This window comes from Oxalobacter formigenes (assembly GCF_002127965.1).
GTDB lineage: Bacteria > Pseudomonadota > Gammaproteobacteria > Burkholderiales > Burkholderiaceae_D > Oxalobacter > Oxalobacter formigenes.
The window spans coordinates 55162-81696 of record NZ_CP018787.1; the positions used below are offsets into that span (position 1 = coordinate 55162).

Here is a 26535-nt window from a genome sequence, read left to right on the forward strand (position 1 = left end):
TCCTTAGAACTTCAGACCTGCTTCGCGAGCAGCTTCAGCCAATGCTTTGACACGGCCGTGATAACGAAAACCGGAACGATCGAAAGCAACTTCAGTTACTCCAGCCTGCAGAGCCTTTTCAGCTACCCTCTTTCCGACGAGCGTTGCAGCAGCGACGTTACCGCCGTTTTTACCATCCAGCTGCTGACGAATATCGGCTTCCAGTGTTGAAGAAGAAGCCAGTATTTTTGCATCTGGTCCAATAACATTTGCATAAATATGCAAATTGGTACGATGCACCGACAAGCGAGTTGCTTTCAAAACAGCAATCTTGGCTCGAGTCTGACGTCCGCGGCGCAAACGTGATTGTTTCTTGTTCATCAATCGCCCCTATTACTTCTTCTTAGTTTCTTTGATCTTAACGACTTCTTCTACATAGCGAACACCCTTGCCTTTATAAGGTTCAGGTTTACGATATGCACGAACATCAGCCGCTACCTGTCCGACCATATGCTTGTCGACGCCCTTGATCACGATTTCAGTCTGCGAAGGCGTTTCACATTTGACGCCAGCAGGCATCTGGTGAACGACAGGATGAGAAAAACCAAGAGCCATGTTCAATTTGTCGCCCTGAGCCTGTGCGCGAAAACCCACGCCGATCAGGTTCAGACGTTTTTCAAACCCCTTGGAAACACCGGTAACCATGTTGTTCAACAGTGCACGGGTGGTACCCCACATCGCTGCAGCTTCACGGGAATCGTTGGCTGCTTCGACTTTCAGGGATTTGTCTTCCTGTTTTACTACAACGAGATCTGAAAGATCGCGTGACAAAGAGCCCAAAGGTCCCTTGACGGTAATCTGGCCATTTGCAATGGTTGCGGTTGTACCATCAGGAATCGCAATCGGCATTTTTCCAACTCTAGACATGCTTCACTCCTTAGGCAACATAGCAAAGAACTTCGCCACCGACTCCCGTTGCTCTCGCTTTACGATCAGTCATGACACCCTTTGGCGTAGAGACGATAGCAACACCCAAACCGTTCATGACGCTAGGGAGATCGTCACGCCCCTTGTAAATACGAAGACCAGGGCGGGAAACGCGTTCCAGTCTTTCGATAACAGGACGGCCAACATAATATTTCAGTGCGATGTTGAGTTCAGCCTTGCCAGCTTCTTCCTTGACATCGAAAGAATCGATATAACCTTCATCTTTCAATACAGTAGCGATTGCCACCTTGACCTTGGAAGACGGCATGCTTACCGCACTCTTTTTAACTTGCTGCGCATTTCGGATGCGAGTCAGCATATCTGCGATAGGATCGCTCATACTCATAACTATTCCTCCTGCTACCAGCTAGCTTTGGTGATTCCGGGAATTTCGCCATTCATGGCGTATTCCCTCAGTTTGGTACGACCCAAACCGAATTTACGATAGGTACCGCGCGGACGACCAGTCAACGCGCAACGGTTACGTTGACGTGTTGGGTTGGCGTTACGAGGCAGCGCCTGCAATTTCAAACGAGCTTCAAAACGTTCTTCTTCAGATTTGCTTTGATCGTCGATAATAGCTTTGAGCTCAGCGCGTTTGCCTGCGTATTTCTTCACAAGCGTAGCGCGTTTCAATTCACGATTAATTAATGCCAGTTTTGCCATGGCTATCTCAATTTCTAAACGGAAATTTAAATGCGGAGAGAAGTGCTTTGGACTCCTCATCGGTCTTAGCTGTTGTGGTAATGCTGATATTCAAACCACGCAGAGCATCGATTTTTTCATATTCGATTTCAGGGAATATAATCTGCTCTTTAATGCCAAGATTGTAGTTACCTCTGCCGTCAAAGGAACGACCGTTAACTCCACGGAAGTCTCTGACGCGCGGCAAGGCGATCGTAACCAGACGATCTAAAAACTCATACATTTTTGCGCCACGCAGAGTAACCATGCAGCCAATTGGATAACCATCACGAATCTTGAAACCCGCAATAGATTTGCGCGCTTTGGTTACAACTGGTTTCTGACCGGCAATCTTGCCCAGATCACCAGTTGCGTGGTCGATAACTTTTTTGTCAGCAACAGCTTCCGACAACCCCATATTCAAGGTGATCTTGGTAATGCGAGGAACTTCCATCGCAGACTTGTAGGAAAATTTTGCCATCAGATCGGCAACCACTTTTTCCTTATAAAATTCCTGTAGACGCGCCATAATTATTTAGCCCCGACAACTTCACCATTCGATTTAAAGACGCGAACTTTTTTACCATCCACTTCTTTAAAACCCACGCGATCAGCTTTACCTGTTTTTTCGTTGTACAAAGCAACGTTGGAAACATGGATAGGCATCAGCTTGTCAACGATACCACCTGTCGCACCCGTCATTGGATTTGGCTTGGTCGTTTTTTTGGCAACGTTCACGCCAGCAACAACAACCCTGTCTTCAAGACATTGTTGCACCGCTCCACGCTTGCCCTTGTCCTTGCCAACCAGGACAATCACTTCGTCGCCTTTACGTATTTTGTTCATAAAGATCCCCTTACAATACTTCTGGCGCAAGTGAAACGATTTTCATAAATCTTTCAGTACGCAACTCACGAGTTACCGGCCCGAAAATACGGGTACCGATTGGCTCCAATTTACTGTTGAGCAAAACTGCAGCGCCTTCGTCGAATTTAACCAGCGAACCATCCTGACGACGAACGCCCTTGGCAGTGCGCACGACAACAGCATTGTAAATTTCGCCTTTTTTAACTCTTCCACGCGGAGCAGCACTCTTGACCGTTACCTTAATGATGTCACCGATCTGAGCATAACGACGCTTGGAACCACCAAGCACCTTGATGCAAAGAACTTCTCTGGCACCAGTATTGTCGGCCACTTTTAAACGACTTTCAGTCTGAATCATAATTTTTCTTTCCCAACTTAATTCACCAAAATCCTGGCGATCAGTCTTGGTCCTGCCAGCTGCAAGGTTTGCAACTGATTAGGTGCGTGATATATAAGAACTTCGCATCAATCCGCAAATAATGCATGAGGATGATGCGAAGTGTTGGATTATTGCATTAACACAGGGCAAATGCAATCTTTTTTATATAGTTTGTGCAACCTGGACAACTTTGGTAAGGACCCAAGATTTATTTTTAGAAATTGGACGACCCTCCTGAATTTCAACGGTATCGCCAATTTTTGCCTGGTTGGTTTCGTCATGTGCCAGATATTTTTTCGAGCGACGAATAATTTTTCCATACAAAGGATGTTTTACTCGACGTTCAATCAAGACAGAAACTGTCTTGTCCATCTTGTCGGACACAACTTTACCAGTCAGAGTGCGTTTCAACGCGGACTTTTCCTGATCGCTCATTATTCTTTACCTTTAGAATTCATGACTGTCTTAACCCGGGCAATATCTCTTCTCACTTTTTTAAGTTGAGCAGTATTGTTCAGTTGCTGGGTTGCAATTTGCATGCGCAGACCAAATTGGGCTTTCAAAAGATCATTCAACTCAGTTTTCAACTCAGCCTGGTCTTTGGAACGCAGTTCGGATGCTTTCATATTAACTCCTCTTATTGGCCAATCTGACGGGTAACGAATACCGTCTGCAGTGGCAATTTGGCAGCAGCCAGACGGAACGCTTCACGAGCCAGCGCTTCATCCACTCCGTCCATTTCATAAAGAACTTTACCAGGTCTGATTTCGGCAACGTAGTATTCCGGATTACCTTTACCGCTACCCATACGAACTTCAGCCGGTTTTTCAGAAATTGGCTTGTCCGGGAAAACGCGGATCCAGATACGACCACCCCTCTTGATGTGACGGGTCATCGCACGACGTGCAGCTTCAATCTGGCGAGCCGTAATACGACCCCTTCCAACTGCTTTCAGGCCGAAGTCGCCGAAAGATACCTTGGTACCTCTTTCATGAGAAATACCGGTATTGCGACCCTTCTGCTCTTTTCTATATTTTCTACGTGATGGTTGCAACATAATTATTCTCCTGCTGTTTCAACCGACGAAGCGTCAGTCGCTGTTGCAGCATTGTCAGCTTTTTTCGCACGAACCCGTTTTGCGCCTGCCGAAGGGGCTTCAGAAGCAGCACCGTCAGCTTTTTTGACACGCTGTCTTCCGCCTGGACGGCCGTCTTCACGACGTGGGCCACGGCGTTTCTTGTCTTCTTCAGCCGGAGCTTCAATCTTTGGAGCTTCACCGTTTTCCAGACGATCACCCTTGTAAACCCAGACCTTGACGCCGATGATACCGTACGTGGTTTGCGCTTCGGAGAAACCGTAGTCGATATCGGCACGCAGAGTATGCAGAGGCACACGGCCTTCGCGATACCACTCCTTGCGGGCGATTTCGATACCGTTCAAACGACCGGAAGACATGATCTTGATACCGACAGCACCCAGACGCATGGCATTTTGCATGGCGCGTCTCATGGCGCGACGGAACATAATGCGTTTTTCGAGCTGCTGTGTGATCGAGTCAGCGATCAGCTGGGCATGAATTTCAGGTTTGCGAACTTCTTCGATATTGACATGTACCGGTACGCCCATGATTTTGGACAAATCGGATTTCAATACTTCAATATCCTCACCTTTTTTACCGATAACGACACCTGGACGCGAGCTGTAAATGGTAAAGCGTGCGTTTTTGGCCGGACGTTCGATAACGACCTGACCGACGGATGCGTTTTTCAGTTTTTTCTTCAGATAAGCACGTGCTTTCAGATCTTCGTTCAACATGCCGGCAAAGTTGGTATTGCCTGCATACCAGCGAGAAGACCAGTTACGAGCTACTGCCAGACGGAAACCTGTTGGATGTATCTTTTGTCCCATCGTGACCCCCTTAATTACCGACAGTCACATAAATGTGACATGTTTGTTTAGAAATACGGTCACCCCGTCCTTTTGCACGAGCCGAGTAACGTTTCATAAAAGTTCCTTTTTCGACGTAAATCGAAGAAACTTTCAATTCATCAATATCAGCACCGTCATTATGTTCGGCATTGGCAATTGCAGATTCCAATACCTGTTTGATAATGACAGCAGCTTTTTTTGGTGTGAAAGCCAAAATATCAAGCGCCTGATCAACTTTTTTGCCACGAATCAGATCGGCAACCAGACGACCTTTTTGCGCTGATAAATGCACACCACGAAGAGAAGCTTTAGTTTCCATCATTGGTCCTATTTCTTAGCTTTTTTATCGGCGGCATGACCCTTGAAAGTTCTGGTCAATGCAAATTCGCCCAACTTGTGACCAACCATATTTTCGGAAATATAGACGGGGACGTGTTGTTTGCCGTTATGAACGGCAATTGTCAACCCGATAAAATCCGGCATAATTGTTGACCGACGAGACCATGTTTTAATTGGCCGTTTATCCTTGGATGCCTGTGCGGCTTCAACCTTGTTTACCAAGTGAGCATCGCAAAAAGGTCCTTTTTTCAACGAACGTGTCATATGCTACCCCTTATTTCTTATTGCGGCGCGAAACGATCATCGAAGTCGTACGCTTGTTACTACGCGTTTTCAGACCCTTAGTCTTCTGACCCCAAGGCGTTACTGGATGACGTCCACCGGATGTTCTGCCTTCACCACCACCATGCGGGTGATCGACCGGATTCATAACAACACCACGAACGGTAGGACGAATACCACGCCAGCGCGTTGCACCCGCTTTACCCAATTTACGCAGATTCTGTTCGGAATTGCCGACTTCGCCAACGGTGGCACGGCATTCGATGTGCACACGGCGAACTTCACCGGAACGCAGACGAATCTGTGCGTAAGAACCTTCACGAGCCATCAGAACGACTGCAGCACCTGCCGTACGCGCCATTTGCGCACCTTTGCCCGGCAGCATTTCGATACAGTGCAATGTGGTACCAACCGGAATGTTGCGCAATGGCAGGCAATTGCCAGCCTTGATCGGTGCTTCGGAACCATTCATGACCTGGTCACCAACGGACAATCCTCTTGGAGCCAGAATGTAACGGCGTTCACCATCTGCATAACAGAGCAATGCAATGTTTGCGGTACGGTTTGGATCGTATTCAATACGTTCGACCTTGGCAACGATGCCATCTTTGTTGCGAACGAAATCGATTACACGATAATGCTGCTTGTGACCACCACCCAGATGACGGGTTGTGATATGTCCGTTGTTGTTACGGCCAGCACTTTTGGATTTCTTTTCAATCAGAGCAGGTAAAGGACGACCTTTGTAAAGATCAGGATTTACCAGCTTGACCATTCCCCGACGTGCAGGAGAAGTCGGCTTGACTTTAACGAGAGCCATTATTTACCCTCCTCAGTAAAATGAATCTCCTGACCAGGCTTCAGACTGACATAGGCCAGTTTCTGATTGTTTTTGCGTCCCATCGTTCTTCCGGAACGTTTCTGCTTGCCCATACGGTTCAATACCTGAACAGATTCAACTTCTACTTTGAACAGATTTTCAACCGCAGCCTTGATTTCAGGCTTGGTTGCACTTTTCAAAACACGAAAAATGACTTGTTCGTATTTTTCAGCAACGAAAGTCGCTTTTTCCGAAATAACCGGAGCCAGCAATACTTTCATGATGCGTTCTTCACTAATTTTCATGACTGCGCTCATGCCAGCATCTCCTCAATCTTACCCAGAGCTGCCTTGGTGATCAGTACATCCTTGAAATGTACCAAAGAAACAGGATCTGCCTGGTGTGGTTCGACCACCAATACATTAGGCAAATTGCGGGAGGCCAGATAAAGATTTTCGTCGAACGAATCTGTAATGACCAACACGGAGCCAAAGCCGAACTCTTTCAGTTTCTGAGCCAGCATTTTCGTTTTTGGCGCGTCAATTGCCAACTGATCGATAACGGTCAGTCTGTCTTCGCGTGCAAGCTGGGACAAAATGGAACAAACGCCTGCGCGATACATTTTCTTGTTAACTTTATGAGAAAAGTTCTGGTCAGGCGAATTCGGGAAAGCACGACCACCTCCACGCCACAAAGGGGAGGAAGACATACCGGCGCGGGCACGACCCGTGCCTTTCTGACGCCAGGGTTTCTTGGTGGTATGCGCTACCGTTTCACGGTTTTTCTGCTGACTGTCAGCAGTTCTTGCGTTGGCCTGGAAAGCGACGACGAGCTGATGAATCAGCGCTTCGTTGTAATCACGTCCGAAAATGGTATCCGGAGCGTCGACTTTGCCAGCAGCCTGGTCATTTCCATTCAGGAGCTTCAATTCCATCTGTTATGCCCCCTTGCTAACTTTGGTTTTGACTGCAGGGCGAACAATAACCTCTGCATTCTTGGCACCCGGAACAGCACCTTTAACCAATAGCAGATTGCGTTCTGCGTCGATTCGTGCAATTTCCAGATTCTGTATGGTTTTGGTGACGTCACCCATGTGACCGGTCATCTTTTTACCCGGGAAAACGCGGCCTGGATCTTGGTTCATACCGATGGAACCAGGAACGTTATGGGAAAGAGAGTTACCGTGAGTAGCACGACCGGATGCAAAATTATGACGTTTGATGGTACCGGCATAACCTTTACCAATTGAAACACCCTGAACGTCAATCTTCTGGCCAGCTTCAAACATGGTGGCAGGCAATACATCGCCAGCCTTGACTTCTGCTGCTTTAGATTCATCCACCGTGAATTCGCGCAAAACAGTTCCAGCCTCGACACCTGCTTTCGCAAAGTGACCGGCTGCAGCTTTATTGACGCGGGAAGGACGGCGTTTTCCAAATGCGACTTGAACGGCGGTATAACCGTCGGTTTCAGTCGTTTTGACTTGCGTAACACGGTTGTCAGACACGTCTACCACGGTGACAGGAATAGAATCCCCCTCATCCGTGAAGATACGCATCATACCAACCTTACGCCCGATAAGGCCTAGGCTCATTTTTTTCTCCATTCCTGCCTACGATTGGGCAGGGCTGTTTATCAACATACTTAAAACAAAAGCAAAAACAATCTCTTGCCATGTTAAGCGGCGCATTATATCCCGCATGCGCCGTTTAGACAACCACTAAATAACTGCCAGGCAATTATTGCAGTTTAATTTCAACATCGACACCAGCAGGCAAATCCAGTTTCATCAATGCATCAACTGTCTTGTCTGTCGGATCGATGATGTCCATCAGGCGCTGGTGTGTTCTGATTTCGAACTGGTCACGGGACGTTTTGTTAACGTGTGGGGAACGCAGAATATCGAAACGCTGAATACGGGTTGGCAGTGGAACCGGGCCTTTGACAACAGCACCGGTACGTTTGGCTGTATCGATGATTTCCTGTGCAGACTGGTCGATCAGTTTGTAATCGAACACTTTCAGACGAATGCGAATTTTTTGGTTTTGCATAATATCTTTCCAAAGAACGAGCTGCGAATGGTCGAGCCATTCGCAGCATTTAATAAATTACCGACGCAACAAAATTACTCAGTGATTTTAGCGACGACGCCAGCGCCGACGGTTCTGCCGCCTTCACGGATGGCGAATCTCAGGCCTTCTTCCATGGCGATCGGGCTGATCAACTTGACGCTGATGCTGACGTTGTCGCCTGGCATGACCATTTCTTTGTCTTTCGGCAGTTCGATGGCGCCTGTTACGTCTGTTGTACGGAAGTAGAATTGCGGTCTGTAGTTGTTGAAGAATGGGGTGTGACGTCCACCTTCTTCTTTGGACAGTACGTAGACTTCTCCTTCGAAGTTCAGGTGTGGTTTGATGGAGCCTGGTTTTGCCAGGACTTGTCCACGTTCGACTTCTTCTCGTTTGGTGCCGCGCAGCAATACGCCGATGTTGTCGCCTGCCTGTCCCTGGTCGAGCAGTTTTCTGAACATTTCGACGCCGGTGCAGGTGGTTTTGGCGGTTTCTTTGATGCCGACGATTTCGATTTCTTCTCCGACTTTGATGATGCCTCTTTCTACTCGGCCGGTTACGACGGTGCCGCGTCCGGAGATGGAGAATACGTCTTCTACTGGCATCAGGAAGGCGCCGTCTACGGCACGTTCAGGGGTCGGAATGTAGCTGTCTAATGCGTCTGCCAAGGCCAGGATGGCGGTTTCGCCAAGTTCGCCTGCGTCTCCTTCGAGGGCGAGTTTGGCGCTTCCTTTGATGATTGGGATGTCATCGCCCGGGAATTCGTAGCGGGACAACAGTTCACGGACTTCCATTTCGACGAGTTCCAGGAGTTCTGCGTCGTCGACCATGTCGCATTTGTTCAAAAATACGATGATGTATGGCACACCTACCTGACGGGCGAGCAGGATGTGTTCGCGGGTCTGTGGCATCGGACCGTCTGCTGCGGATACGACGAGGATGGCTCCGTCCATCTGGGCTGCGCCGGTGATCATGTTTTTGATGTAGTCGGCGTGACCCGGGCAGTCTACGTGGGCGTAGTGTCTTGCTGCGGTTTCGTATTCGACGTGGGAGGTGTTGATGGTGATGCCACGAGCTTTTTCTTCCGGCGCCGCGTCAATCTGGTCGTAGTCTTTGGCTTCTCCACCGAATTTCTTGGACAATACGGTCGCTATCGCCGCTGTCAGGGTGGTTTTTCCATGGTCAACGTGACCAATTGTTCCTACGTTTACGTGCGGCTTCGTCCGCTCATACTTGCTCTTTGCCATTTCAAATTTCCTTCAAAAAGAACGATTTATTAAATAATTTAGCTCAAACGCCTATTAAATCACTTTGCACGTGAGCTGACAATTGCCTCGATAATATTTTTTGGTGCTTCAGCGTAATGCTTGAATTCCATGGTGTAGGTTGCACGACCCTGGGTTGCGGAACGCAGGGAAGTTGCATAACCGAACATTTCAGACAATGGAACCTCTGCCTTGATGATCTTGCCACCACCGACCATATCTTCCATACCCTGAACCATACCACGACGGGAAGACAAGTCACCCATAACGGTACCGGCATAATCTTCAGGTGTTTCAACTTCAACCGACATCATTGGTTCAAGGATAACAGGATCGGCCTTGCGGCAACCATCTTTGAATGCCATCGAACCGGCCATACGGAACGCGTTTTCATTCGAATCGACATCATGGTAGGAACCGAAGAACAGGGTTACCTTGACGTCAACAACCGGATAACCAGCCATGACACCGGAAGTCAGGGTTTCACGAACACCTTTTTCGACTGCAGGAATGAATTCGCGAGGAACGACACCGCCTTTGATGGCGTCAACGAATTCAAAGCCCTTGCCTGGTTCCTGTGGTTCGATCTTCAGGACAACGTGACCGTACTGACCACGACCGCCGGACTGCTTGACGAATTTGCCTTCGATTTCATCACAGACCTTGCGAACCGTTTCACGATAAGCCACCTGAGGTTTACCGATAGTCGCTTCAACGCCGAATTCACGGCGCATACGATCAACCAGAATGTCCAGATGCAATTCACCCATACCGGCGATAATCGTCTGACCGGATTCTTCATCGGTGTAAACACGGAAAGAAGGATCTTCCTGAGCCAGACGGTTCAGTGCGATACCCATTTTTTCCTGATCGGCCTTGGTTTTCGGTTCAACTGCCTGAGAAATAACCGGTTCCGGGAATTCCATTTTTTCCAGAGTGATCGGAGCACTTGGATCACACAGTGTTTCACCCGTGGTGGCTTCTTTCAAACCGACCGCAGCCGCGATATCACCTGCCATCACTTCCTTGATTTCTTCACGCTGGTTGGCGTGCATCTGCAGAATACGACCGATTCTTTCCTTTTTACCCTTGATCGGATTCAAAACGGTATCACCGGATTTGACCACACCGGAATACACGCGGAAGAAAATCAGCTGACCAACGAATGGATCGGTCATGATCTTGAATGCCAGAGCCGCAAATTTTTCATCGTCCGTTGCCTTACGGGTGATAACGTTATCGTTTTCATCCGTACCTTCGACAGGAGGAATATCAACAGGAGACGGCAGATATTCAATAACCGCATCCAGCATGGCCTGAACACCCTTGTTTTTGAATGCCGTACCGCACATCATCGGAACGATTTCACTGTCAATGGTTCTCTGGCGAAGCGCTTTCTTGATATCTTCTTCCGGCAGATCACCGTCGTTCAGATATTTGTCCATCAGTTCTTCACTGGATTCAGCAGCCACTTCAACCAGTTTTTCACGCCATTCCTTGGCCTGATCCATCAGATTGTCAGGAACGTCACGATATTCAAATTTGGTACCCTGGGAAGCGTCATCCCAATAAATCGCTTTCATCTTGACCAGATCAACCACGCCTTCGAAGCTGTCTTCTGCGCCAATTGGAATCTGCAGGGGAATCGGATTCGCTTTCAAACGGGCACGCATCTGGTCGTAAACCTTGAAAAAGTTTGCGCCGGTACGGTCCATCTTGTTAACGAATGCCAGACGAGGCACTTTGTATTTGTTAGCCTGACGCCAAACGGTTTCAGACTGCGGCTGAACGCCACCCACAGCACAGTAAACCATACAGGCACCATCCAGAACACGCATGGAACGTTCAACTTCAATGGTGAAGTCAACGTGACCCGGGGTGTCGATGATGTTGATACGATGGTTCGGGAAGTTACCAGCCATACCGCTCCAGAAGCAGGTGGTTGCAGCCGATGTAATCGTAATGCCGCGTTCCTGTTCCTGTTCCATCCAGTCCATGGTAGCCGCGCCATCATGAACTTCGCCCAACTTGTGGTTAACCCCAGTGTAAAAAAGAATACGTTCTGTCGTCGTCGTCTTACCTGCATCGATATGAGCAGAAATACCAATGTTACGGTAGCGTTCGATCGGAGTCTTGCGAGCCATAATCAATCCTAAAACTTTTTAATAAACAAAACCGAGCGGCATTTTTCGAGTAAATGCGCCCGGCTTGCCAGATATTTTTCTCGAGCAACGACATAAACGAAAAACATTTTGTCGCCGCTCACTCATTTCAATATTAGAAACGGAAGTGTGAGAAAGCCTTGTTGGCTTCTGCCATCCGATGCACTTCATCGCGCTTTCTCATGGCGCCGCCACGACCTTCGGCAGCTTCCATCAGTTCAGCAGCCAGACGCTGAGGCATGGATTTTTCGCTGCGTTTCGCAGCAGCTTCACGCAACCAGCGCATGGACAAAGCCATACGACGAACCGGACGGACTTCAATAGGCACCTGATAGTTGGCACCGCCGACACGACGCGATTTCACTTCAACCAGAGGTTTGCAGTTATTGACTGCCAGATTGAAGATTTCCAGAGGATCTTTTCCGGATTTGCCTTCGATAAGCTCGAAAGCACCATAAATAATGTTTTCAGCAACCGATTTCTTGCCCGACAACATCAACACATTAACGAATTTAGCTACATCAACATTGCCAAACTTTGGATCCGGCAAAATCTCGCGCTTGGGAACTTCACGACGACGAGGCATTTCTTTTCCTTTCTTTCTTCAGCTGAGTGCACGCACTCACGGTGTGCCATCATAGCCCACCACTTACTCGATCATACGACCGACCAGTTATTATTTACTTGCAGGTTTGGCGCGTTTTGCACCGTATTTGGAACGAGCCTGCTTACGATCTTTAACACCCTGGGTATCCAGAGAGCCACGAACCATATGGTAACGAACACCAGGCAAATCCTTTACACGACCACCACGCAGAAGAACAACACTGTGTTCCTGCAGGTTATGACCTTCACCGCCAATGTAGGAAATGACTTCAAATCCATTGGTCAATCTTACCTTGGCCACTTTTCTCAAAGCGGAGTTAGGTTTTTTTGGTGTCGTGGTATAAACACGGGTACATACGCCACGCTTTTGCGGACAATTATCCAACGCAGGCGACTTGCTTTTAGCTTTAACGCTGACGCGAGGTTGGCGAATCAGTTGATTGATGGTTGGCATCGATTTAATAATCCAACTAAAAAATTACAAGACAATCCCGACTACGCGAATAACCGGGGACTCTATGGATAAGAAACCATCCACAGGATGAGCATCCAAATCACAATAAAAAGTTTTTTATTGATTTTACAGACACTAAAGACCGTGGATTCTAAACTGTCTCCTCTTCAAAGTCAATTGCTTCAAAGACATACAGCATTCTTCCACATCAAAAACAACAATGATCCGGATGTGGATAAAAAAGTGGCATTCCACTAAAAAATGGAATGCCACTTCAGTCGATCATGATTTATTCATGTTCGGGATTTTCACTGACAACGTCTGAAATATCCTGCATCGGTTCTTCCTGTGGAAGTTCCTGTTCAGCACGTTGCAGGGCAGCGCGTTCTTCCTGCTCCCAGACTGATTTCTGTTTGCGGGCACGATGCATTGCCAGACCGGTACCGGCCGGAATCAAACGTCCGACGATGACGTTTTCTTTCAGACCACGCAGTCCGTCTTTCTTGCCCATGATCGCCGCTTCGGTCAGAACACGGGTCGTTTCCTGGAAGGAAGCGGCCGAGATGAACGAATCGGTAGACAGGGATGCCTTGGTAATGCCCAGCAGAACGTTTTCGTAAGTTGCCGGTCTCTTGCCTTCGGCGATCACGCGATCGTTTTCGTCCAGCAGTTCGGAACGTTCGACCTGTTCACCGGTGATATAGCTGGTATCGCCAGCATCGACGACATTCACACGGCGCAGCATCTGGCGAACGATGACTTCAATATGCTTGTCATTGATCTTCACACCCTGCAGACGATAAACATCCTGAACTTCATCGACAATATAACGTGCCAGCGCTTCGATACCCAACAGTCTCAGAATGTCCTGAGGATCGGCAGGACCGTCAACGATCATTTCGCCTTTATTGACAACCTGACCGTCATGGACCAGAACCTGTTTGTCCTTGCCGATCAGGAATTCATGACGATTGCCGTCCATATCGGTAATTTCAAGACGCTGTTTGCCCTTGGTTTCCTTACCGAAAGCGACCGTACCGGTCACTTCTGCCAGCGTACCGGCATCTTTTGGTGAACGGGCTTCGAACAGTTCGGCAACACGTGGCAGACCACCGGTAATATCACGGGTTTTCTGCGATTCCGTTGGAATACGCGCCAGAACTTCACCGACGGATACTTTCTGGCCATCCTGAACCATCAGAAGAGCGCCAACCTGGAAGCTGATCGTCACCGCATGTTCGGTACCGGCAATCTTCACTTCTTCACCACTGTCATTTAACAGCTTGACCTGTGGACGTGCCGATTTGGTCGATGTACCGCGACGTTTCGGATCGATAACGACCAGCGTTGAGAGACCGGTCACTTCATCGACCTGTCTTGCCACGGTCACGCCTTCTTCGACGTTTTCGAAACGGATCGTTCCCGCGTATTCCGTAATAATCGGACGGGTCATCGGATCCCAGGTCGCCAATACCTTACCGGCCTTGACAGGCAAGCCGTCATTGACCAGCAAGGTTGCACCGTAAGGCACTTTATGACGTTCGCGTTCGCGGCCGACATCGTCGGTAATGATGATTTCGCCCGAACGGGAAATGACAATCTGGTCCCCCTTGTCGTTCGTGACGTAACGCATTGTCGACGTAAAGTGAATCGTACCGTTGGAACGGGCTTCGACACTGGAAGCGACAGCAGAACGGGAAGCGGCACCACCAATGTGGAAAGTACGCATCGTCAGCTGGGTACCCGGTTCACCGATGGACTGTGCAGCGATAACGCCGACTGCTTCACCGGAATTGACCAGACTTCCCCGGCCGAGATCGCGGCCATAACACTTGGCACACATGCCATAACGTGTTTCGCAAGTCAGCGGCGTACGAACCTTGACTTCGTCAATACCCAGACGTTCGATTTCCTCGATCTTGTCTTCGTCCAGCAGCGTACCCGCTTCGAACAGCACTTCGCGCGATTCCGGATTGATGATGTCATTGGCAGAAACACGACCCAAAATGCGATCGCCCAAGGCTTCGATCACTTCACCGCCTTCGATCAGCGCTTTCATGACCACGCCTTCGTGCGTACCGCAATCGTCTTCGATAACGACGAGATCCTGTGTCACGTCAACCAGACGACGGGTCAGGTAACCCGAGTTTGCCGTCTTCAACGCTGTATCGGCCAGACCTTTACGGGCACCGTGAGTCGAGATGAAGTACTGGAGAACGTTCAGGCCTTCACGGAAGTTCGCGGTAATCGGCGTTTCGATAATCGAACCGTCCGGCTTGGCCATCAGGCCACGCATACCTGCCAGCTGGCGAATCTGTGCAGCGGAACCGCGAGCACCAGAGTCAGCCATCATGTAAATGGAGTTGAAGGATTCCTGCGTACCGGTCGAGCCGTCACGCTTGACGACGTCCTGAACTTTCAGCTGATCCATCATGGCCTTGCCGACGGAATCACCTGTTTTGCCCCAGATATCGACAACCTTGTTATATCTTTCGCCAGCGGTAACCAGACCGGAAGCGTATTGCTGTTCAATCTGTTTGACTTCCTGTTCGGCAGTCGAAATCAGGTCGACTTTCTGTTTCGGTACCAGCATGTCATTGATACAGATGGAAATACCTGCCTTGGTTGCCAGACGGAAACCGGATTGCATCAGACGGTCGGCAAAAACGACAGTCGCACGCAGGCCGCATTTTCTGAATGAGGTATTGATCAGGCGTGAAATTTCTTTTTTCTTCAGCGGCGTGTTCAATACGGAGAACGGCAGGCCTTCAGGCAGAATTTCAGACAGCAATGCACGACCGACAGTGGTTTCATAACGCATGAGGCGTTTGACCATTTCACCGGAGAGAGGATCTTTTACATAATCCGGCAGACGAACCGTAATACGGGTAGCCAGTTCAACTTCCTTGTTGTCGTAGGCGCGCTGGACTTCGGAGATGTCGGTAAACATCATGCCTTCGCCCTTGCCGTTGATTTTTTCACGGGTCGCATAGTACAAACCGAGCACCATATCCTGCGAAGGCACAATCGATGGTTCGCCATTCGACGGGAACAGGATATTGTTGGATGCCAGCATCAATGTGCGGGCTTCCAGCTGGGCTTCGATGGACAATGGGACGTGAACCGCCATCTGGTCACCGTCGAAGTCGGCGTTGAACGCTGCGCAAACCAGTGGATGCAGCTGGATGGCCTTGCCTTCGATCAGAACCGGTTCAAACGCCTGAATACCCAGTCTGTGCAGAGTTGGCGCACGGTTCAACATGACCGGATGTTCGCGAATGACTTCTTCCAGAATATCCCAGACAACCGGTTCCTGGATTTCAACGAGACGTTTGGCTGCCTTGATGGTCGTAGCCAGCCCCATCAATTCCAGCTTGTTGAAAATGAACGGTTTGAACAGTTCCAGAGCCATCAGTTTCGGCAAACCGCACTGATGCAATTTGAGCTGTGGACCGACGGTAATAACGGAACGGCCGGAATAGTCGACACGTTTACCCAGCAGGTTCTGACGGAAACGACCGCCTTTACCCTTGATCATTTCAGCCAGTGACTTCAGCGGACGTTTGTTTGCGCCAGTCATGGCTTTGCCACGACGGCCATTGTCCAGCAGGGAATCGACCGCTTCCTGCAACATCCGTTTTTCATTACGGGTAATGATTTCAGGAGCGCGCAGTTCCAGGAGACGTTTCAAACGGTTGTTTCTGTTGATGACGCGACGATACAAATCGTTCAGATCGGACGTGGCGAAACGGCCGCCATCCAGTGGAACCAGTGGACGCAGTTCAGGAGGCAGAACCGGCAGCACTTCCATGATCATCCATTCCGGTTTGATACCGGAACGCTGGAAAGCTTCGAGAACTTTCAGACGTTTTGCATATTTCTTGATCTTGGCTTCGGACTTGGAATCTTTCAGTTCGTTACGCAACAGTTCCGCTTCGGCATTGATGTCGATCGAGCGGAGCAGTTCACGAATGCCTTCCGCACCCATCGAAGCGGAGAACTCGTCACCGAATTCTTCGTATTTGGCAGCGTAATCGTCTTCGGACATGATCTGGCATTTCTTCAACGGGGTCATGCCAGGATCGGTAACGACGAAAGCTTCGAAATACAGGACGCGTTCGATATCGCGCAGCGTCATATCCAGCACCATACCGAGACGGGATGGCAGGGATTTCAGAAACCAGATATGGGCAGCAGGAGACGCCAGTTCAATATGGCCCATCCGTTCACGACGGACTTTGGCCAGCGTGACTTCAACGCCACATTTTTCACAAATAACACCACGATGTTTCAACCGTTTGTACTTGCCGCACAAACATTCATAATCCTTGATCGGTCCGAAAATCTTGGCGCAAAACAGGCCGTCACGTTCCGGTTTGAAGGTACGATAGTTGATTGTTTCCGGTTTCTTTACTTCGCCGTAAGACCAGGACCTGATTTTTTCTGGCGATGCCAGACCAATTTTGATGGCATCGAATTGTTCATCTTGCTGAACTTGCTTGAATAGATCGAGCAGTGCTTTCATATTTCACTCCAATTGGGTGAGAACTACGGCCAAAAATTCCATACCGGACGAGGTGGCCACGCGCCCCGTCCGGATTTAAATGTTGCTTAATCGCGTTCCAGGTCGATATCGATACCCAGAGAGCGAATTTCCTTGACGAGCACATTGAAGGATTCCGGCATGCCGGCATCGATCACATGATCGCCCTTGACCAGATTTTCATACACTTTCGTACGTCCGCTGACGTCATCGGATTTAACCGTCAACATTTCCTGCAGAACGTAGGACGCGCCATAAGCTTCAAGTGCCCAGACTTCCATTTCACCGAAACGCTGACCGCCGAACTGTGCCTTGCCGCCCAATGGCTGCTGGGTAACCAGCGAGTATGGGCCGGTAGAACGGGCATGCATCTTGTCGTCAACCAGATGGTGGAGTTTCAGCATGTGCATGTAGCCCACCGTCACAGGACGTTCGAATGCTTCACCGGTACGACCGTCAAACAGGGTCACCTGATTTTTCGCTTCAGTCATACCCAGCTTGCTGGCGATTTCATCCGGATAAGCCAGATCCAGCATGCGACGGATTTCAGCTTCCTTGGCACCGTCAAAAACCGGCGTTGCAAACGGAACACCGTTTTTAAGGTTGTCTGCCAGATGCAATACTTCTTCTTCCGTCAGACTGTCGAGATCCTCAGGTTTTCCACTATCGAGATAAATCGATTTCAGGAAAGTTCTGAGTTCTTCAACTTTCTGTTTGGCCTGAAGCATTTCACCGATACGCAAGCCGAGACCTTTGGCAGCCCAGCCCAGATGCGTTTCAAGAATTTGACCGACGTTCATACGGGAAGGCACGCCCAGAGGATTCAGAACGACGTCCGCAGGAGTACCGTCGGCCATGTATGGCATGTCTTCAATTGGAACGATCTTGGAAACCACCCCTTTGTTTCCATGACGACCCGCCATTTTATCACCGGGTTGCAAACGGCGTTTGACGGCCAGATAAACCTTGACCATCTTCTGGACACCAGGCTGCAATTCATCGCCCTGCGTCAGTTTCTTGCGTTTTTCTTCGAATGCGATATCGAACTGATGGCGTTTTTCCTCGATGGATTCCTTGATGGCCTCCAGTGCCATAGCGGTATCTTCATCCGATGGACGAATGTCGAACCAGTGATATCTTTCCAGATCAGCCAGATATTCCTGCGTGATTTCAGCGCCACGAGCCAGTTTCTTCGGACCGCCGTTCACTTTCTTGCCGATCAGCAATCTGGAGAGACGCTGGAAGGCATCGCCTTCGACAATACGCATCTGGTCATTCAGATCGATACGATAGCGTTGCAGTTCATCGTCGATAATCTGCTGCGCACGCTTGTCGCGAACCAGACCTTCACGGGTAAAGACCTGAACGTCGATCACGGTACCGACCATACCGGATGGAACACGCAGGGACGTATCTTTAACGTCAGACGCTTTTTCACCGAAAATGGCGCGCAACAGTTTTTCTTCCGGAGTCAGCTGGGTTTCTCCACGAGGAGTGACCTTGCCGACCAGAACGTCACCGGCTTCGACTTCAGCACCGATGTAAACGATACCGGATTCATCCAGCCGGGCCAGCTGATTTTCAGCCAGATTGGAAATATCACGGGTAATTTCTTCAGGCCCCAGTTTCGTATCGCGGGCAACAACCGACAATTCCTCAATGTGAACCGAGGTATAACGATCATCTTCAACGACTTTTTCCGAAATCAGGATCGAATCTTCATAGTTCAGGCCGTTCCAAGGTGTAAACGCGACCAGCATGTTCTGGCCAAGAGCCAGTTCACCCAGATCGGTTGAAGCACCGTCAGCAATAACGTCGCCTCTTTCAACCCGGTCACCTACCTGAACGATAGGACGCTGGTTGATGTTGGTATTCTGGTTCGAACGTGTATATTTGATCAGATTGTAAATATCGACACCGACTTCACCTGCTGCCGCTTCGTCATCGTTAACACGAATAACCACACGGCCTGCATCGATATAATCGACAACACCGCCACGCAGAGCCTGAACAGTCGTACCGGAGTCGACTGCACAGGTACGTTCCACACCGGTACCGACAAACGCTTTTTCAGGACGCAGACAAGGTACTGCCTGACGTTGCATGTTGGCGCCCATCAAGGCACGGTTCGCATCATCGTGTTCCAGGAAAGGAATCAGCGATGCAGCAACGGAAACGATCTGGCCTGGCGCAACGTCCATATACTGGACACGTTCCGGAGAGACCAGAATGGTTTCACCTGCTTCACGGGAAGAAACCAGTTCATCGATCAGTTTGCCGTCTTCATCGATCGTGCTGTTTGCCTGAGCGATGATGTATTTGCCTTCTTCGATAGCGGAAAGATAATCGATTTCATCCGTTACGTGACTGTCGACAACCTTGCGATACGGTGTTTCAAGGAAGCCGTATTCGTTCAGGCGCGCATACATAGCCAGCGAGTTGATCAAACCGATGTTTGGACCTTCAGGCGTTTCAATCGGGCAGACACGACCGTAATGGGTGGGATGCACGTCGCGGACTTCAAAACCGGCGCGTTCACGCGTCAGGCCACCCGGGCCAAGAGCGGAAATACGACGTTTATGGGTGATTTCCGACAGCGGGTTGGTCTGATCCATAAACTGCGACAGCTGCGAGGAACCGAAGAACTCACGGATAGCAGCAGAGATCGGTTTGGAATTGATCAGATCATGCGGCATCAGATTGTCAGCCTCAGCCTGTCCCAGACGTTCCTTGACGGCACGTTCAACACGAACCAGTCCGGCACGGAACTGGTTTTCAGCCAGTTCACCGACACAACGCACACGACGATTGCCCAGATGGTCGATATCGTCTATTTCACCACGACCGTTACGGAGTTCAACCAGAATCTTGATGACAGACAGAATGTCGTCATTGGACAAGGTCATGGTGCCTGTCAATTCTTCACGACCGATACGGCTGTTGAATTTCATGCGGCCGACAGCGGACAGATCGTAACGTTCTTCGTTATAGAAGAGGCCATTGAACAAGGCTTCAACCGATTCTTCAGTCGGTGGTTCACCAGGACGCATCATACGGTAGATAGCGATTCTGGCGGCCATCTGATCGACGGTTTCATCGATACGAAGGGTCTGGGAAATATAAGCGCCCTGATCCAGATCATTGGTATACAAGGTCTGGATTTCCTTGACATTCGCTTCGCGCAAACGGGTCAGCAATTCTTCCGTGATTTCATCGTTGGCTTTGGCGATTACTTCGCCGGTATCCTGATCGATGACGTTTTTTGCCAGCGCACGGCCATACAGGAAATCTTCCGGTACGGAAATACGGGTAATGCCGGCAGCTTCGATTTCACGAATGTTTCTGGCATTGATACGTTTGTCTTTTTCTACCAGAACCTTGCCTTCCTTGTCGACAATGTCGAAACGGGCGATTTCGCCGCGCATTCTCGACGTGACGAATTCCATTTCAGCGCCTTCCGGACGCAGCAGGAAATCGTCGAAAACGAAGAAATTCTCGAGAATTTCTTCAGAAGACATGCCGATGGCTTTCAACAGGATCGTGACAGGCATCTTGCGGCGACGGTCGATACGGAAGAACAGGATGTCTTTCGGATCAAATTCAAAGTCAAGCCATGAACCACGGTAAGGAATGATACGGGCGGAAAACAGCAGTTTTCCGGACGAATGCGTCTTGCCCTTGTCGTGTTCGAAGAAAACGCCAGGAGAACGATGCAACTGGGAAACGATGACACGTTCCGTGCCATTGATAACAAAGGAACCGGTTGTCGTCATCAGAGGCAATTCGCCCATGTAGACTTCCTGTTCCTTCATTTCCTTGACGACCGGTTTCGTCGGCGATTCCTTGTCAAGGATAACGAGACGAACCTTGGCACGCAAAGGTGCGGCCAAAGTCAATCCACGCTGTTGACATTCCTTGACGTCAAACGGAGGATCACCTAGGGTATAAGAAATAAATTCGAGTCTTGCAAAACCATTATGCGACACGATCGGAAAAATAGACGTGAACGCTGATTGCAAGCCTTCATTTTTTCTCTTCAACGGAGGTACATCAGCCTGAAGAAAACTTTCATAAGATTCAAGCTGTGTAGCCAGCAAAAAAGGGACTTGGTGAACATTGTCGCGCTTTGCAAAAGATTTGCGGATGCGCTTCTTCTCAGTAAATGAGTAGTGCATGGACACTCCATGAGTGGCTGAAGGATAGAAAATTCAGTTTTATGTTTTATTCGTTTCAGGCGAAAACATAAAACTCAAGCCTCGATTCCGTCAAAATTCCTGTTGAAAATCTTCAGATACATGAAACACAATTGAGTCAAAGCTGGATCGCCACTTCAGGCGATTCAGCAATGACTCGGATACTGCCAAAACATTCGGCAAAGACGAAATTATTTGATTTCGACTTTTGCGCCAGCTTCTTCCAGTTTCTTCTTGGCTTCTTCAGCATCAGCTTTGCTGACGCCTTCCTTGATTGGCTTCGGTGCGGAATCAACCATGTCTTTGGCTTCTTTCAGACCCAGACCGGTGATTTCACGAACGGCTTTAATAACGCTAACCTTGTTGGCACCGAATTCAGCCAAAACGATGGTGAATTCAGTCTGTTCTTCAGCAGCAGCGCCACCGGCAGCACCGGCACCAGCAGGGCCGGCAACAGCCATTGCAGCAGCGGAAACGCCAAATTTTTCTTCGAATGCCTTAACCAGATCATTCAGTTCCATTACAGACATCGCGCCTACGGCTTCCAGAATGTCTTCTTTGCTCATTGCCATTTAAAACTCCTAATTCTTTATTAAATATGATGGTTGGTACAAATCTCTAACAAACAAAATCAGAACACAGGATGCCATCAGGCAGCCGTTTCTTCTTTCTGTTTTGCCAGAGCAGCCAATCCACGAGCAAAGCTCGCAACTGGCGCCAACATAACGCCCATAAGTTGAGAGAGCAGCACTTCACGACTTGGGATGCTTGCCAGAGCGACAACACCCGCTTTGTCGAGTTGTTTGCCTGCATAGCAACCACCCCTGATAACCAGACTGTCGTTGCGTTTTGCGAATTCCTGTACAACTTTCGCAGCAGCGACAGCATCCTTTGAAATGGAATAAATCAAAGGACCGGTCATTTCAGAAGCCAGTTCTGCAAATGGAGTTCCCTCAACAGCACGACGTGCCAGCGTGTTTTTCAATACACGCATGTATACGCCGTTTTCACGTGCATTTGCACGCAATTGCGTCATGTCACCAACCTGGATACCACGATATTCAGCCAGAACAATCGTCTGCGCTTCAGCAACTTCTGCGCTGACTTCTGCTACAACGGCTTTTTTGTCATTCAGATTGAGACCCACGGTCAACCTCCAAAAATGATATCCGATCGACTATAAAAATCGAAGGATACCGGTTCTAACACGGTGTCCAATGTTAGGAGTTCATTGCCAGGCAATAAAACCAGCCTTGAAACTACAAAACTGAATTGGGTTCACCATCTACGCTGGGTAAATTCTTTTAACACTCGAAAAATTTCTTGCGCCCAGCGGTCTTTGACTGCCCATACCATCAGAAAAAGTGTCAGGTATGGCCCAAAGTTCTGCCCCCGTAAAATTACGGGGGTCTAGTATTTTACACTTAAACGGCAATCGTTGCTTGATCAACGCGAACACCTGCACCCATCGTCGAGGAAATCGAGATTTTACGGATGTAAGTACCCTTGCTGCTGACAGGTTTTGCCTTGTTCAATGCATCGATCAACGACGACAGATTGGACTTCAGGTCAGCATCACTGAAAGATTTGCGGCCAATGGTTGCATGAATGATACCGGCACGATCTGTTCTGTACTGAACCTGACCGGCTTTGGCGTTCTTGACGGCTGTTGCAACATCAGGGGTAACCGTACCGACCTTCGGATTTGGCATCAGGCCGCGTGGTCCCAGAATCTGACCCAGGGTACCGACGATACGCATGGTATCAGGCGATGCGATAACGATATCGAAAGGCATGTCACCGCCCTTGATCTGGGCAGCCAGTTCTTCCATACCAACGATATCCGCACCAGCTGCTTTAGCCTGATCGGCTTTTTCACCCGAAGCGAAAACAGCGACACGAACCGTTTTACCAGTACCGGCAGGCAGAACAACGGAACCACGAACAACCTGATCGGATTTTTTAGGATCCACGCCCAGCTGGACAGCAACATCAATGGATTCGTTGAATTTCGCGGTAGCGAATTCTTTCAACAGAGCCAGTGCGTCATCGATTGGATAAACCTTGGTGGAATCCAGTTTTTCCTGGAAAGCGCGTACTCTTTTAGAAGCCTTGGCCATTTATACACCCTCCACAGTAATACCCATCGATCTGGCAGAGCCGGCAATGGTCTTGACGGCAGCTTCCATATCGGCAGCGGTCAAGTCAGGTTTTTTCATGGTGGCGATTTCTTCAGCCTGGGCACGAGTAATCGATCCGACTTTTTCAGTATTCGGTCTTTGAGAACCCTTTTCAATGCCGGCAGCTTTCTTGATCAGGAAAGTTGCAGGAGGGGTTTTCATTGCAAACGTAAACGATTTGTCTGCGTAAGCGGTAATGACAACAGGAATAGGCATACCCGGCTCGAAACTTTGAGTTTGAGCATTGAATGCTTTACAGAATTCCATGATGTTCAATCCACGTTGACCCAGAGCCGGGCCAATTGGAGGAGATGGGTTGGCTTTACCAGCAGGCACTTGCAGCTTGATAAAACCGGCAATTTTCTTAGCCATTTTATTTTCCAGGTTAGTGAGTCATAGCGCCCGTCTATGAGACGAGCTCCTCTTGCCAGATAAAAAACAAACGCTCTGGCTTGCGTTTAAAAATCTAGACTTTTTCGACCTGACCGAATTCCAGCTCGACTGGCGTGGAACGACCGAAGATGGTAAGCGAAACTCTCAGACGGGACTTTTCGTAATTCACTTCTTCTACATTGCCATTGAAATCGGCAAATGGGCCTTCCTTGATACGAACCAGCTCACCGACTTCATAGGAAATTTTCGGACGTGGTTTGGCAACGCCATCCTGCATCTGCTGCAACAGCTTTTCCATTTCCCGATGCGGGATTGGGGTCGGCTTGTTCGATTTACCGCCAACAAAACCGGTTACTTTTCCAGTATCCCTGACCAGATGCCATGTTTCATCGGTCATTTCCATTTCAACGAGAATATATCCTGGAAAGAACCGACGTTCCGTAACGGATTTTTGACCACCCTTTACTTCAACAACTTCTTCAGTCGGAACCAGAATCTCACCGAATTGATCCGTCATCCCCATCCGTTCGATTCTTTCCATCAGGGCGCGACGTACGCTTTTTTCCATGCCGGAATAGACATGCACAACATACCAGCGCATCGTTGACGACGCACTGGCAGCTTTTTCCGTACCAGCCTGATCCTGGCTATTTTCACTCATTATTTTTTCCAGCCAAGTATGAAGTTATAAAGGACGAATTCCAATACCTTGTCTGTGCCCCACAGGAAGATGGCGATCATAAGCACAAAACCAAAAACGATGCCCGTCAAACGGATAGCATCGTTACGCGGAGGCCAGACAACCTTACGGGTCTCACGATAGGATTCTTTTGCAAACGCAATGAATTCGCGTCCCGACGCAGAGAACCATGCCAGCACAGCACCCACGACAAGACCCGCTACCAGAACGCCAACACGCGTCAGCGTTGGTTTGCCCGCAAGAAGATAAAAACCAACGATACCAGCCAGAATTGCGACAACCGCACAGGCAACCTTTACTCTGTCGCCCAGGCCACCCTCGGCTTGCACAGGTTGGTTAGACATATGAATTACCTTCTATCATCGAACATCAAGAATGGCAGGGGAAGAGGGCCTCGAACCCCCGACCTTCGGTTTTGGAGACCGACGCTCTGCCAATTGAGCTATTCCCCTACTTCAAAAGCCTGATGTTGAATATTAACCAAATGCCCCCTCAAAAGAGGGGGAACAAAAATTACTCAGTGATTTTAGCGACGACGCCAGCGCCGACGGTTCTGCCGCCTTCACGGATGGCGAATCTCAGGCCTTCTTCCATGGCGATCGGGCTGATCAACTTGACGCTGATGCTGACGTTGTCGCCTGGCATGACCATTTCTTTGTCTTTCGGCAGTTCGATGGCGCCTGTTACGTCTGTTGTACGGAAGTAGAATTGCGGTCTGTAGTTGTTGAAGAATGGGGTGTGACGTCCACCTTCTTCTTTGGACAGTACGTAGACTTCTCCTTCGAAGTTCAGGTGTGGTTTGATGGAGCCTGGTTTTGCCAGGACTTGTCCACGTTCGACTTCTTCTCGTTTGGTGCCGCGCAGCAATACGCCGATGTTGTCGCCTGCCTGTCCCTGGTCGAGCAGTTTTCTGAACATTTCGACGCCGGTGCAGGTGGTTTTGGCGGTTTCTTTGATGCCGACGATTTCGATTTCTTCTCCGACTTTGATGATGCCTCTTTCTACTCGGCCGGTTACGACGGTGCCGCGTCCGGAGATGGAGAATACGTCTTCTACTGGCATCAGGAAGGCGCCGTCTACGGCACGTTCAGGGGTCGGAATGTAGCTGTCTAATGCGTCTGCCAAGGCCAGGATGGCGGTTTCGCCAAGTTCGCCTGCGTCGCCTTCGAGGGCGAGTTTGGCGCTTCCTTTGATGATTGGGATGTCATCGCCCGGGAATTCGTAGCGGGACAACAGTTCACGGACTTCCATTTCGACGAGTTCCAGGAGTTCTGCGTCGTCGACCATGTCGCATTTGTTCAAAAATACGATGATGTATGGCACACCTACCTGACGGGCGAGCAGGATGTGTTCGCGGGTCTGTGGCATCGGACCGTCTGCTGCGGATACGACGAGGATGGCTCCGTCCATCTGGGCTGCGCCGGTGATCATGTTTTTGATGTAGTCGGCGTGACCCGGGCAGTCTACGTGGGCGTAGTGTCTTGCTGCGGTTTCGTATTCGACGTGGGAGGTGTTGATGGTGATGCCACGAGCTTTTTCTTCCGGCGCCGCGTCAATCTGGTCGTAGTCTTTGGCTTCTCCACCGAATTTCTTGGACAATACGGTCGCTATCGCCGCTGTCAGGGTGGTTTTTCCATGGTCAACGTGACCAATTGTTCCTACGTTTACGTGCGGCTTCGTCCGCTCATACTTGCTCTTTGCCAT

General features: G+C 49.4%; 31 protein-coding genes and 1 tRNA gene. All 32 read right to left on the bottom strand.

From position 1 onward, the window contains the following. Positions 1 to 3 precede the first annotated feature (3 nt). The gene (gene rplR, locus BRW83_RS00295; protein ID WP_005882617.1) at positions 4 to 360 is read right to left on the bottom strand and encodes a 50S ribosomal protein L18; all 357 of its coding nucleotides are present in this window, start codon (positions 358 to 360) and stop codon (positions 4 to 6) included. A 12-nt stretch (positions 361 to 372) separates the two neighbouring features. Next, the gene (gene rplF, locus BRW83_RS00300) at positions 373 to 906 is read right to left on the bottom strand and encodes a 50S ribosomal protein L6 (protein ID WP_005882615.1); all 534 of its coding nucleotides are present in this window, start codon (positions 904 to 906) and stop codon (positions 373 to 375) included. 10 nt (positions 907 to 916) lie between these two features. Continuing rightward, the gene (gene rpsH / locus BRW83_RS00305; protein ID WP_005882613.1) at positions 917 to 1312 is read right to left on the bottom strand and encodes a 30S ribosomal protein S8; all 396 of its coding nucleotides are present in this window, start codon (positions 1310 to 1312) and stop codon (positions 917 to 919) included. 14 nt (positions 1313 to 1326) lie between these two features. Beyond that, entirely contained in the window at positions 1327 to 1632 is a 306-nt protein-coding gene (gene rpsN / locus BRW83_RS00310) for a 30S ribosomal protein S14 (protein ID WP_005882611.1), read from the bottom strand. Between the two features lie 7 nt (positions 1633 to 1639). Further along, positions 1640 to 2179 carry a 50S ribosomal protein L5 gene (rplE, locus tag BRW83_RS00315; protein WP_005882609.1) on the bottom strand — a complete coding sequence of 180 codons (540 nt, stop codon included), beginning with the start codon at positions 2177 to 2179 and terminating at the stop codon, positions 1640 to 1642. A 2-nt stretch (positions 2180 to 2181) separates the two neighbouring features. After that, on the bottom strand, positions 2182 to 2496 hold the full coding sequence (gene rplX / locus BRW83_RS00320; RefSeq protein WP_005882607.1) for a 50S ribosomal protein L24: 315 nt from the start codon (positions 2494 to 2496) through the stop codon (positions 2182 to 2184). Between the two features lie 10 nt (positions 2497 to 2506). Next, entirely contained in the window at positions 2507 to 2875 is a 369-nt protein-coding gene (rplN, locus tag BRW83_RS00325) for a 50S ribosomal protein L14 (RefSeq protein WP_005882604.1), read from the bottom strand. Between the two features lie 183 nt (positions 2876 to 3058). Continuing rightward, positions 3059 to 3331 (bottom strand): 30S ribosomal protein S17, encoded by a 273-nt coding sequence (rpsQ, locus tag BRW83_RS00330; protein ID WP_005882602.1) that lies wholly within the window; start codon positions 3329 to 3331, stop codon positions 3059 to 3061. Then, on the bottom strand, positions 3331 to 3522 hold the full coding sequence (gene rpmC, locus BRW83_RS00335; RefSeq protein ID WP_005882600.1) for a 50S ribosomal protein L29: 192 nt from the start codon (positions 3520 to 3522) through the stop codon (positions 3331 to 3333). The genes rpsQ and rpmC overlap by 1 nt, the downstream gene beginning before the upstream one ends. A gap of 11 nt (positions 3523 to 3533) precedes the next feature. Next, the gene (gene rplP / locus BRW83_RS00340) at positions 3534 to 3953 is read right to left on the bottom strand and encodes a 50S ribosomal protein L16 (protein WP_005882598.1); all 420 of its coding nucleotides are present in this window, start codon (positions 3951 to 3953) and stop codon (positions 3534 to 3536) included. Positions 3954 to 3955: 2 nt separating this feature from the next. After that, the gene (rpsC, locus tag BRW83_RS00345) at positions 3956 to 4804 is read right to left on the bottom strand and encodes a 30S ribosomal protein S3 (protein ID WP_005882596.1); all 849 of its coding nucleotides are present in this window, start codon (positions 4802 to 4804) and stop codon (positions 3956 to 3958) included. Between the two features lie 10 nt (positions 4805 to 4814). Further along, positions 4815 to 5147 carry a 50S ribosomal protein L22 gene (gene rplV, locus BRW83_RS00350; protein ID WP_005882594.1) on the bottom strand — a complete coding sequence of 111 codons (333 nt, stop codon included), beginning with the start codon at positions 5145 to 5147 and terminating at the stop codon, positions 4815 to 4817. A 5-nt stretch (positions 5148 to 5152) separates the two neighbouring features. Continuing rightward, positions 5153 to 5428, bottom strand: coding sequence for a 30S ribosomal protein S19 (gene rpsS, locus BRW83_RS00355; protein WP_036603357.1), 276 nt, complete (start codon positions 5426 to 5428; stop codon positions 5153 to 5155). A gap of 10 nt (positions 5429 to 5438) precedes the next feature. Then, positions 5439 to 6266, bottom strand: a complete 828-nt coding sequence (gene rplB, locus BRW83_RS00360; protein ID WP_005882590.1) for a 50S ribosomal protein L2 — start codon at positions 6264 to 6266, stop codon at positions 5439 to 5441. Next, positions 6266 to 6583: a 50S ribosomal protein L23 gene (gene rplW / locus BRW83_RS00365; protein ID WP_005882588.1), complete on the bottom strand. Its 318-nt coding sequence runs from the start codon at positions 6581 to 6583 to the stop codon at positions 6266 to 6268. Before rplW ends, rplB begins: the two co-directional genes overlap by 1 nt. Continuing rightward, positions 6580 to 7200, bottom strand: a complete 621-nt coding sequence (gene rplD, locus BRW83_RS00370; protein ID WP_005882586.1) for a 50S ribosomal protein L4 — start codon at positions 7198 to 7200, stop codon at positions 6580 to 6582. Before rplD ends, rplW begins: the two co-directional genes overlap by 4 nt. Positions 7201 to 7203: 3 nt before the next feature. Beyond that, positions 7204 to 7872, bottom strand: coding sequence for a 50S ribosomal protein L3 (rplC, locus tag BRW83_RS00375; RefSeq protein WP_005882584.1), 669 nt, complete (start codon positions 7870 to 7872; stop codon positions 7204 to 7206). Between the two features lie 133 nt (positions 7873 to 8005). Beyond that, on the bottom strand, positions 8006 to 8317 hold the full coding sequence (gene rpsJ / locus BRW83_RS00380; RefSeq protein WP_086131723.1) for a 30S ribosomal protein S10: 312 nt from the start codon (positions 8315 to 8317) through the stop codon (positions 8006 to 8008). A 74-nt stretch (positions 8318 to 8391) separates the two neighbouring features. Further along, positions 8392 to 9582, bottom strand: coding sequence for an elongation factor Tu (gene tuf / locus BRW83_RS00385; RefSeq protein ID WP_086131724.1), 1191 nt, complete (start codon positions 9580 to 9582; stop codon positions 8392 to 8394). A gap of 59 nt (positions 9583 to 9641) precedes the next feature. Further along, positions 9642 to 11744: an elongation factor G gene (fusA, locus tag BRW83_RS00390; RefSeq protein ID WP_036603351.1), complete on the bottom strand. Its 2103-nt coding sequence runs from the start codon at positions 11742 to 11744 to the stop codon at positions 9642 to 9644. A gap of 133 nt (positions 11745 to 11877) precedes the next feature. Then, positions 11878 to 12348, bottom strand: a complete 471-nt coding sequence (gene rpsG / locus BRW83_RS00395) for a 30S ribosomal protein S7 (protein WP_005882581.1) — start codon at positions 12346 to 12348, stop codon at positions 11878 to 11880. A gap of 90 nt (positions 12349 to 12438) precedes the next feature. Continuing rightward, positions 12439 to 12822: a 30S ribosomal protein S12 gene (gene rpsL, locus BRW83_RS00400; protein ID WP_005882579.1), complete on the bottom strand. Its 384-nt coding sequence runs from the start codon at positions 12820 to 12822 to the stop codon at positions 12439 to 12441. A 289-nt stretch (positions 12823 to 13111) separates the two neighbouring features. After that, complete coding sequence (gene rpoC, locus BRW83_RS00405; RefSeq protein ID WP_005882577.1) at positions 13112 to 17347, bottom strand: DNA-directed RNA polymerase subunit beta'; 4236 nt, start codon at positions 17345 to 17347, stop codon at positions 13112 to 13114. Positions 17348 to 17433: 86 nt separating this feature from the next. Continuing rightward, a complete protein-coding gene (gene rpoB / locus BRW83_RS00410; RefSeq protein WP_005882575.1) occupies positions 17434 to 21540 on the bottom strand; it encodes a DNA-directed RNA polymerase subunit beta in 4107 nt (1368 codons plus the stop codon). Between the two features lie 209 nt (positions 21541 to 21749). Continuing rightward, on the bottom strand, positions 21750 to 22130 hold the full coding sequence (rplL, locus tag BRW83_RS00415; RefSeq protein ID WP_005882573.1) for a 50S ribosomal protein L7/L12: 381 nt from the start codon (positions 22128 to 22130) through the stop codon (positions 21750 to 21752). A 77-nt stretch (positions 22131 to 22207) separates the two neighbouring features. After that, the gene (gene rplJ, locus BRW83_RS00420; RefSeq protein WP_036603348.1) at positions 22208 to 22705 is read right to left on the bottom strand and encodes a 50S ribosomal protein L10; all 498 of its coding nucleotides are present in this window, start codon (positions 22703 to 22705) and stop codon (positions 22208 to 22210) included. A gap of 277 nt (positions 22706 to 22982) precedes the next feature. After that, positions 22983 to 23678, bottom strand: a complete 696-nt coding sequence (rplA, locus tag BRW83_RS00425; protein WP_005882569.1) for a 50S ribosomal protein L1 — start codon at positions 23676 to 23678, stop codon at positions 22983 to 22985. Beyond that, entirely contained in the window at positions 23679 to 24110 is a 432-nt protein-coding gene (gene rplK, locus BRW83_RS00430) for a 50S ribosomal protein L11 (protein ID WP_005882567.1), read from the bottom strand. It lies immediately after the preceding gene. 94 nt (positions 24111 to 24204) lie between these two features. Beyond that, a complete protein-coding gene (gene nusG, locus BRW83_RS00435; protein ID WP_086131725.1) occupies positions 24205 to 24792 on the bottom strand; it encodes a transcription termination/antitermination protein NusG in 588 nt (195 codons plus the stop codon). Then, positions 24792 to 25175: a preprotein translocase subunit SecE gene (gene secE, locus BRW83_RS00440; RefSeq protein WP_036603345.1), complete on the bottom strand. Its 384-nt coding sequence runs from the start codon at positions 25173 to 25175 to the stop codon at positions 24792 to 24794. Before secE ends, nusG begins: the two co-directional genes overlap by 1 nt. A 32-nt stretch (positions 25176 to 25207) precedes the next feature. Then, a tRNA-Trp gene (locus BRW83_RS00445) sits at positions 25208 to 25283 on the bottom strand. A 61-nt stretch (positions 25284 to 25344) separates the two neighbouring features. Next, the gene (tuf, locus tag BRW83_RS00450) at positions 25345 to 26535 is read right to left on the bottom strand and encodes an elongation factor Tu (RefSeq protein ID WP_086131724.1); all 1191 of its coding nucleotides are present in this window, start codon (positions 26533 to 26535) and stop codon (positions 25345 to 25347) included.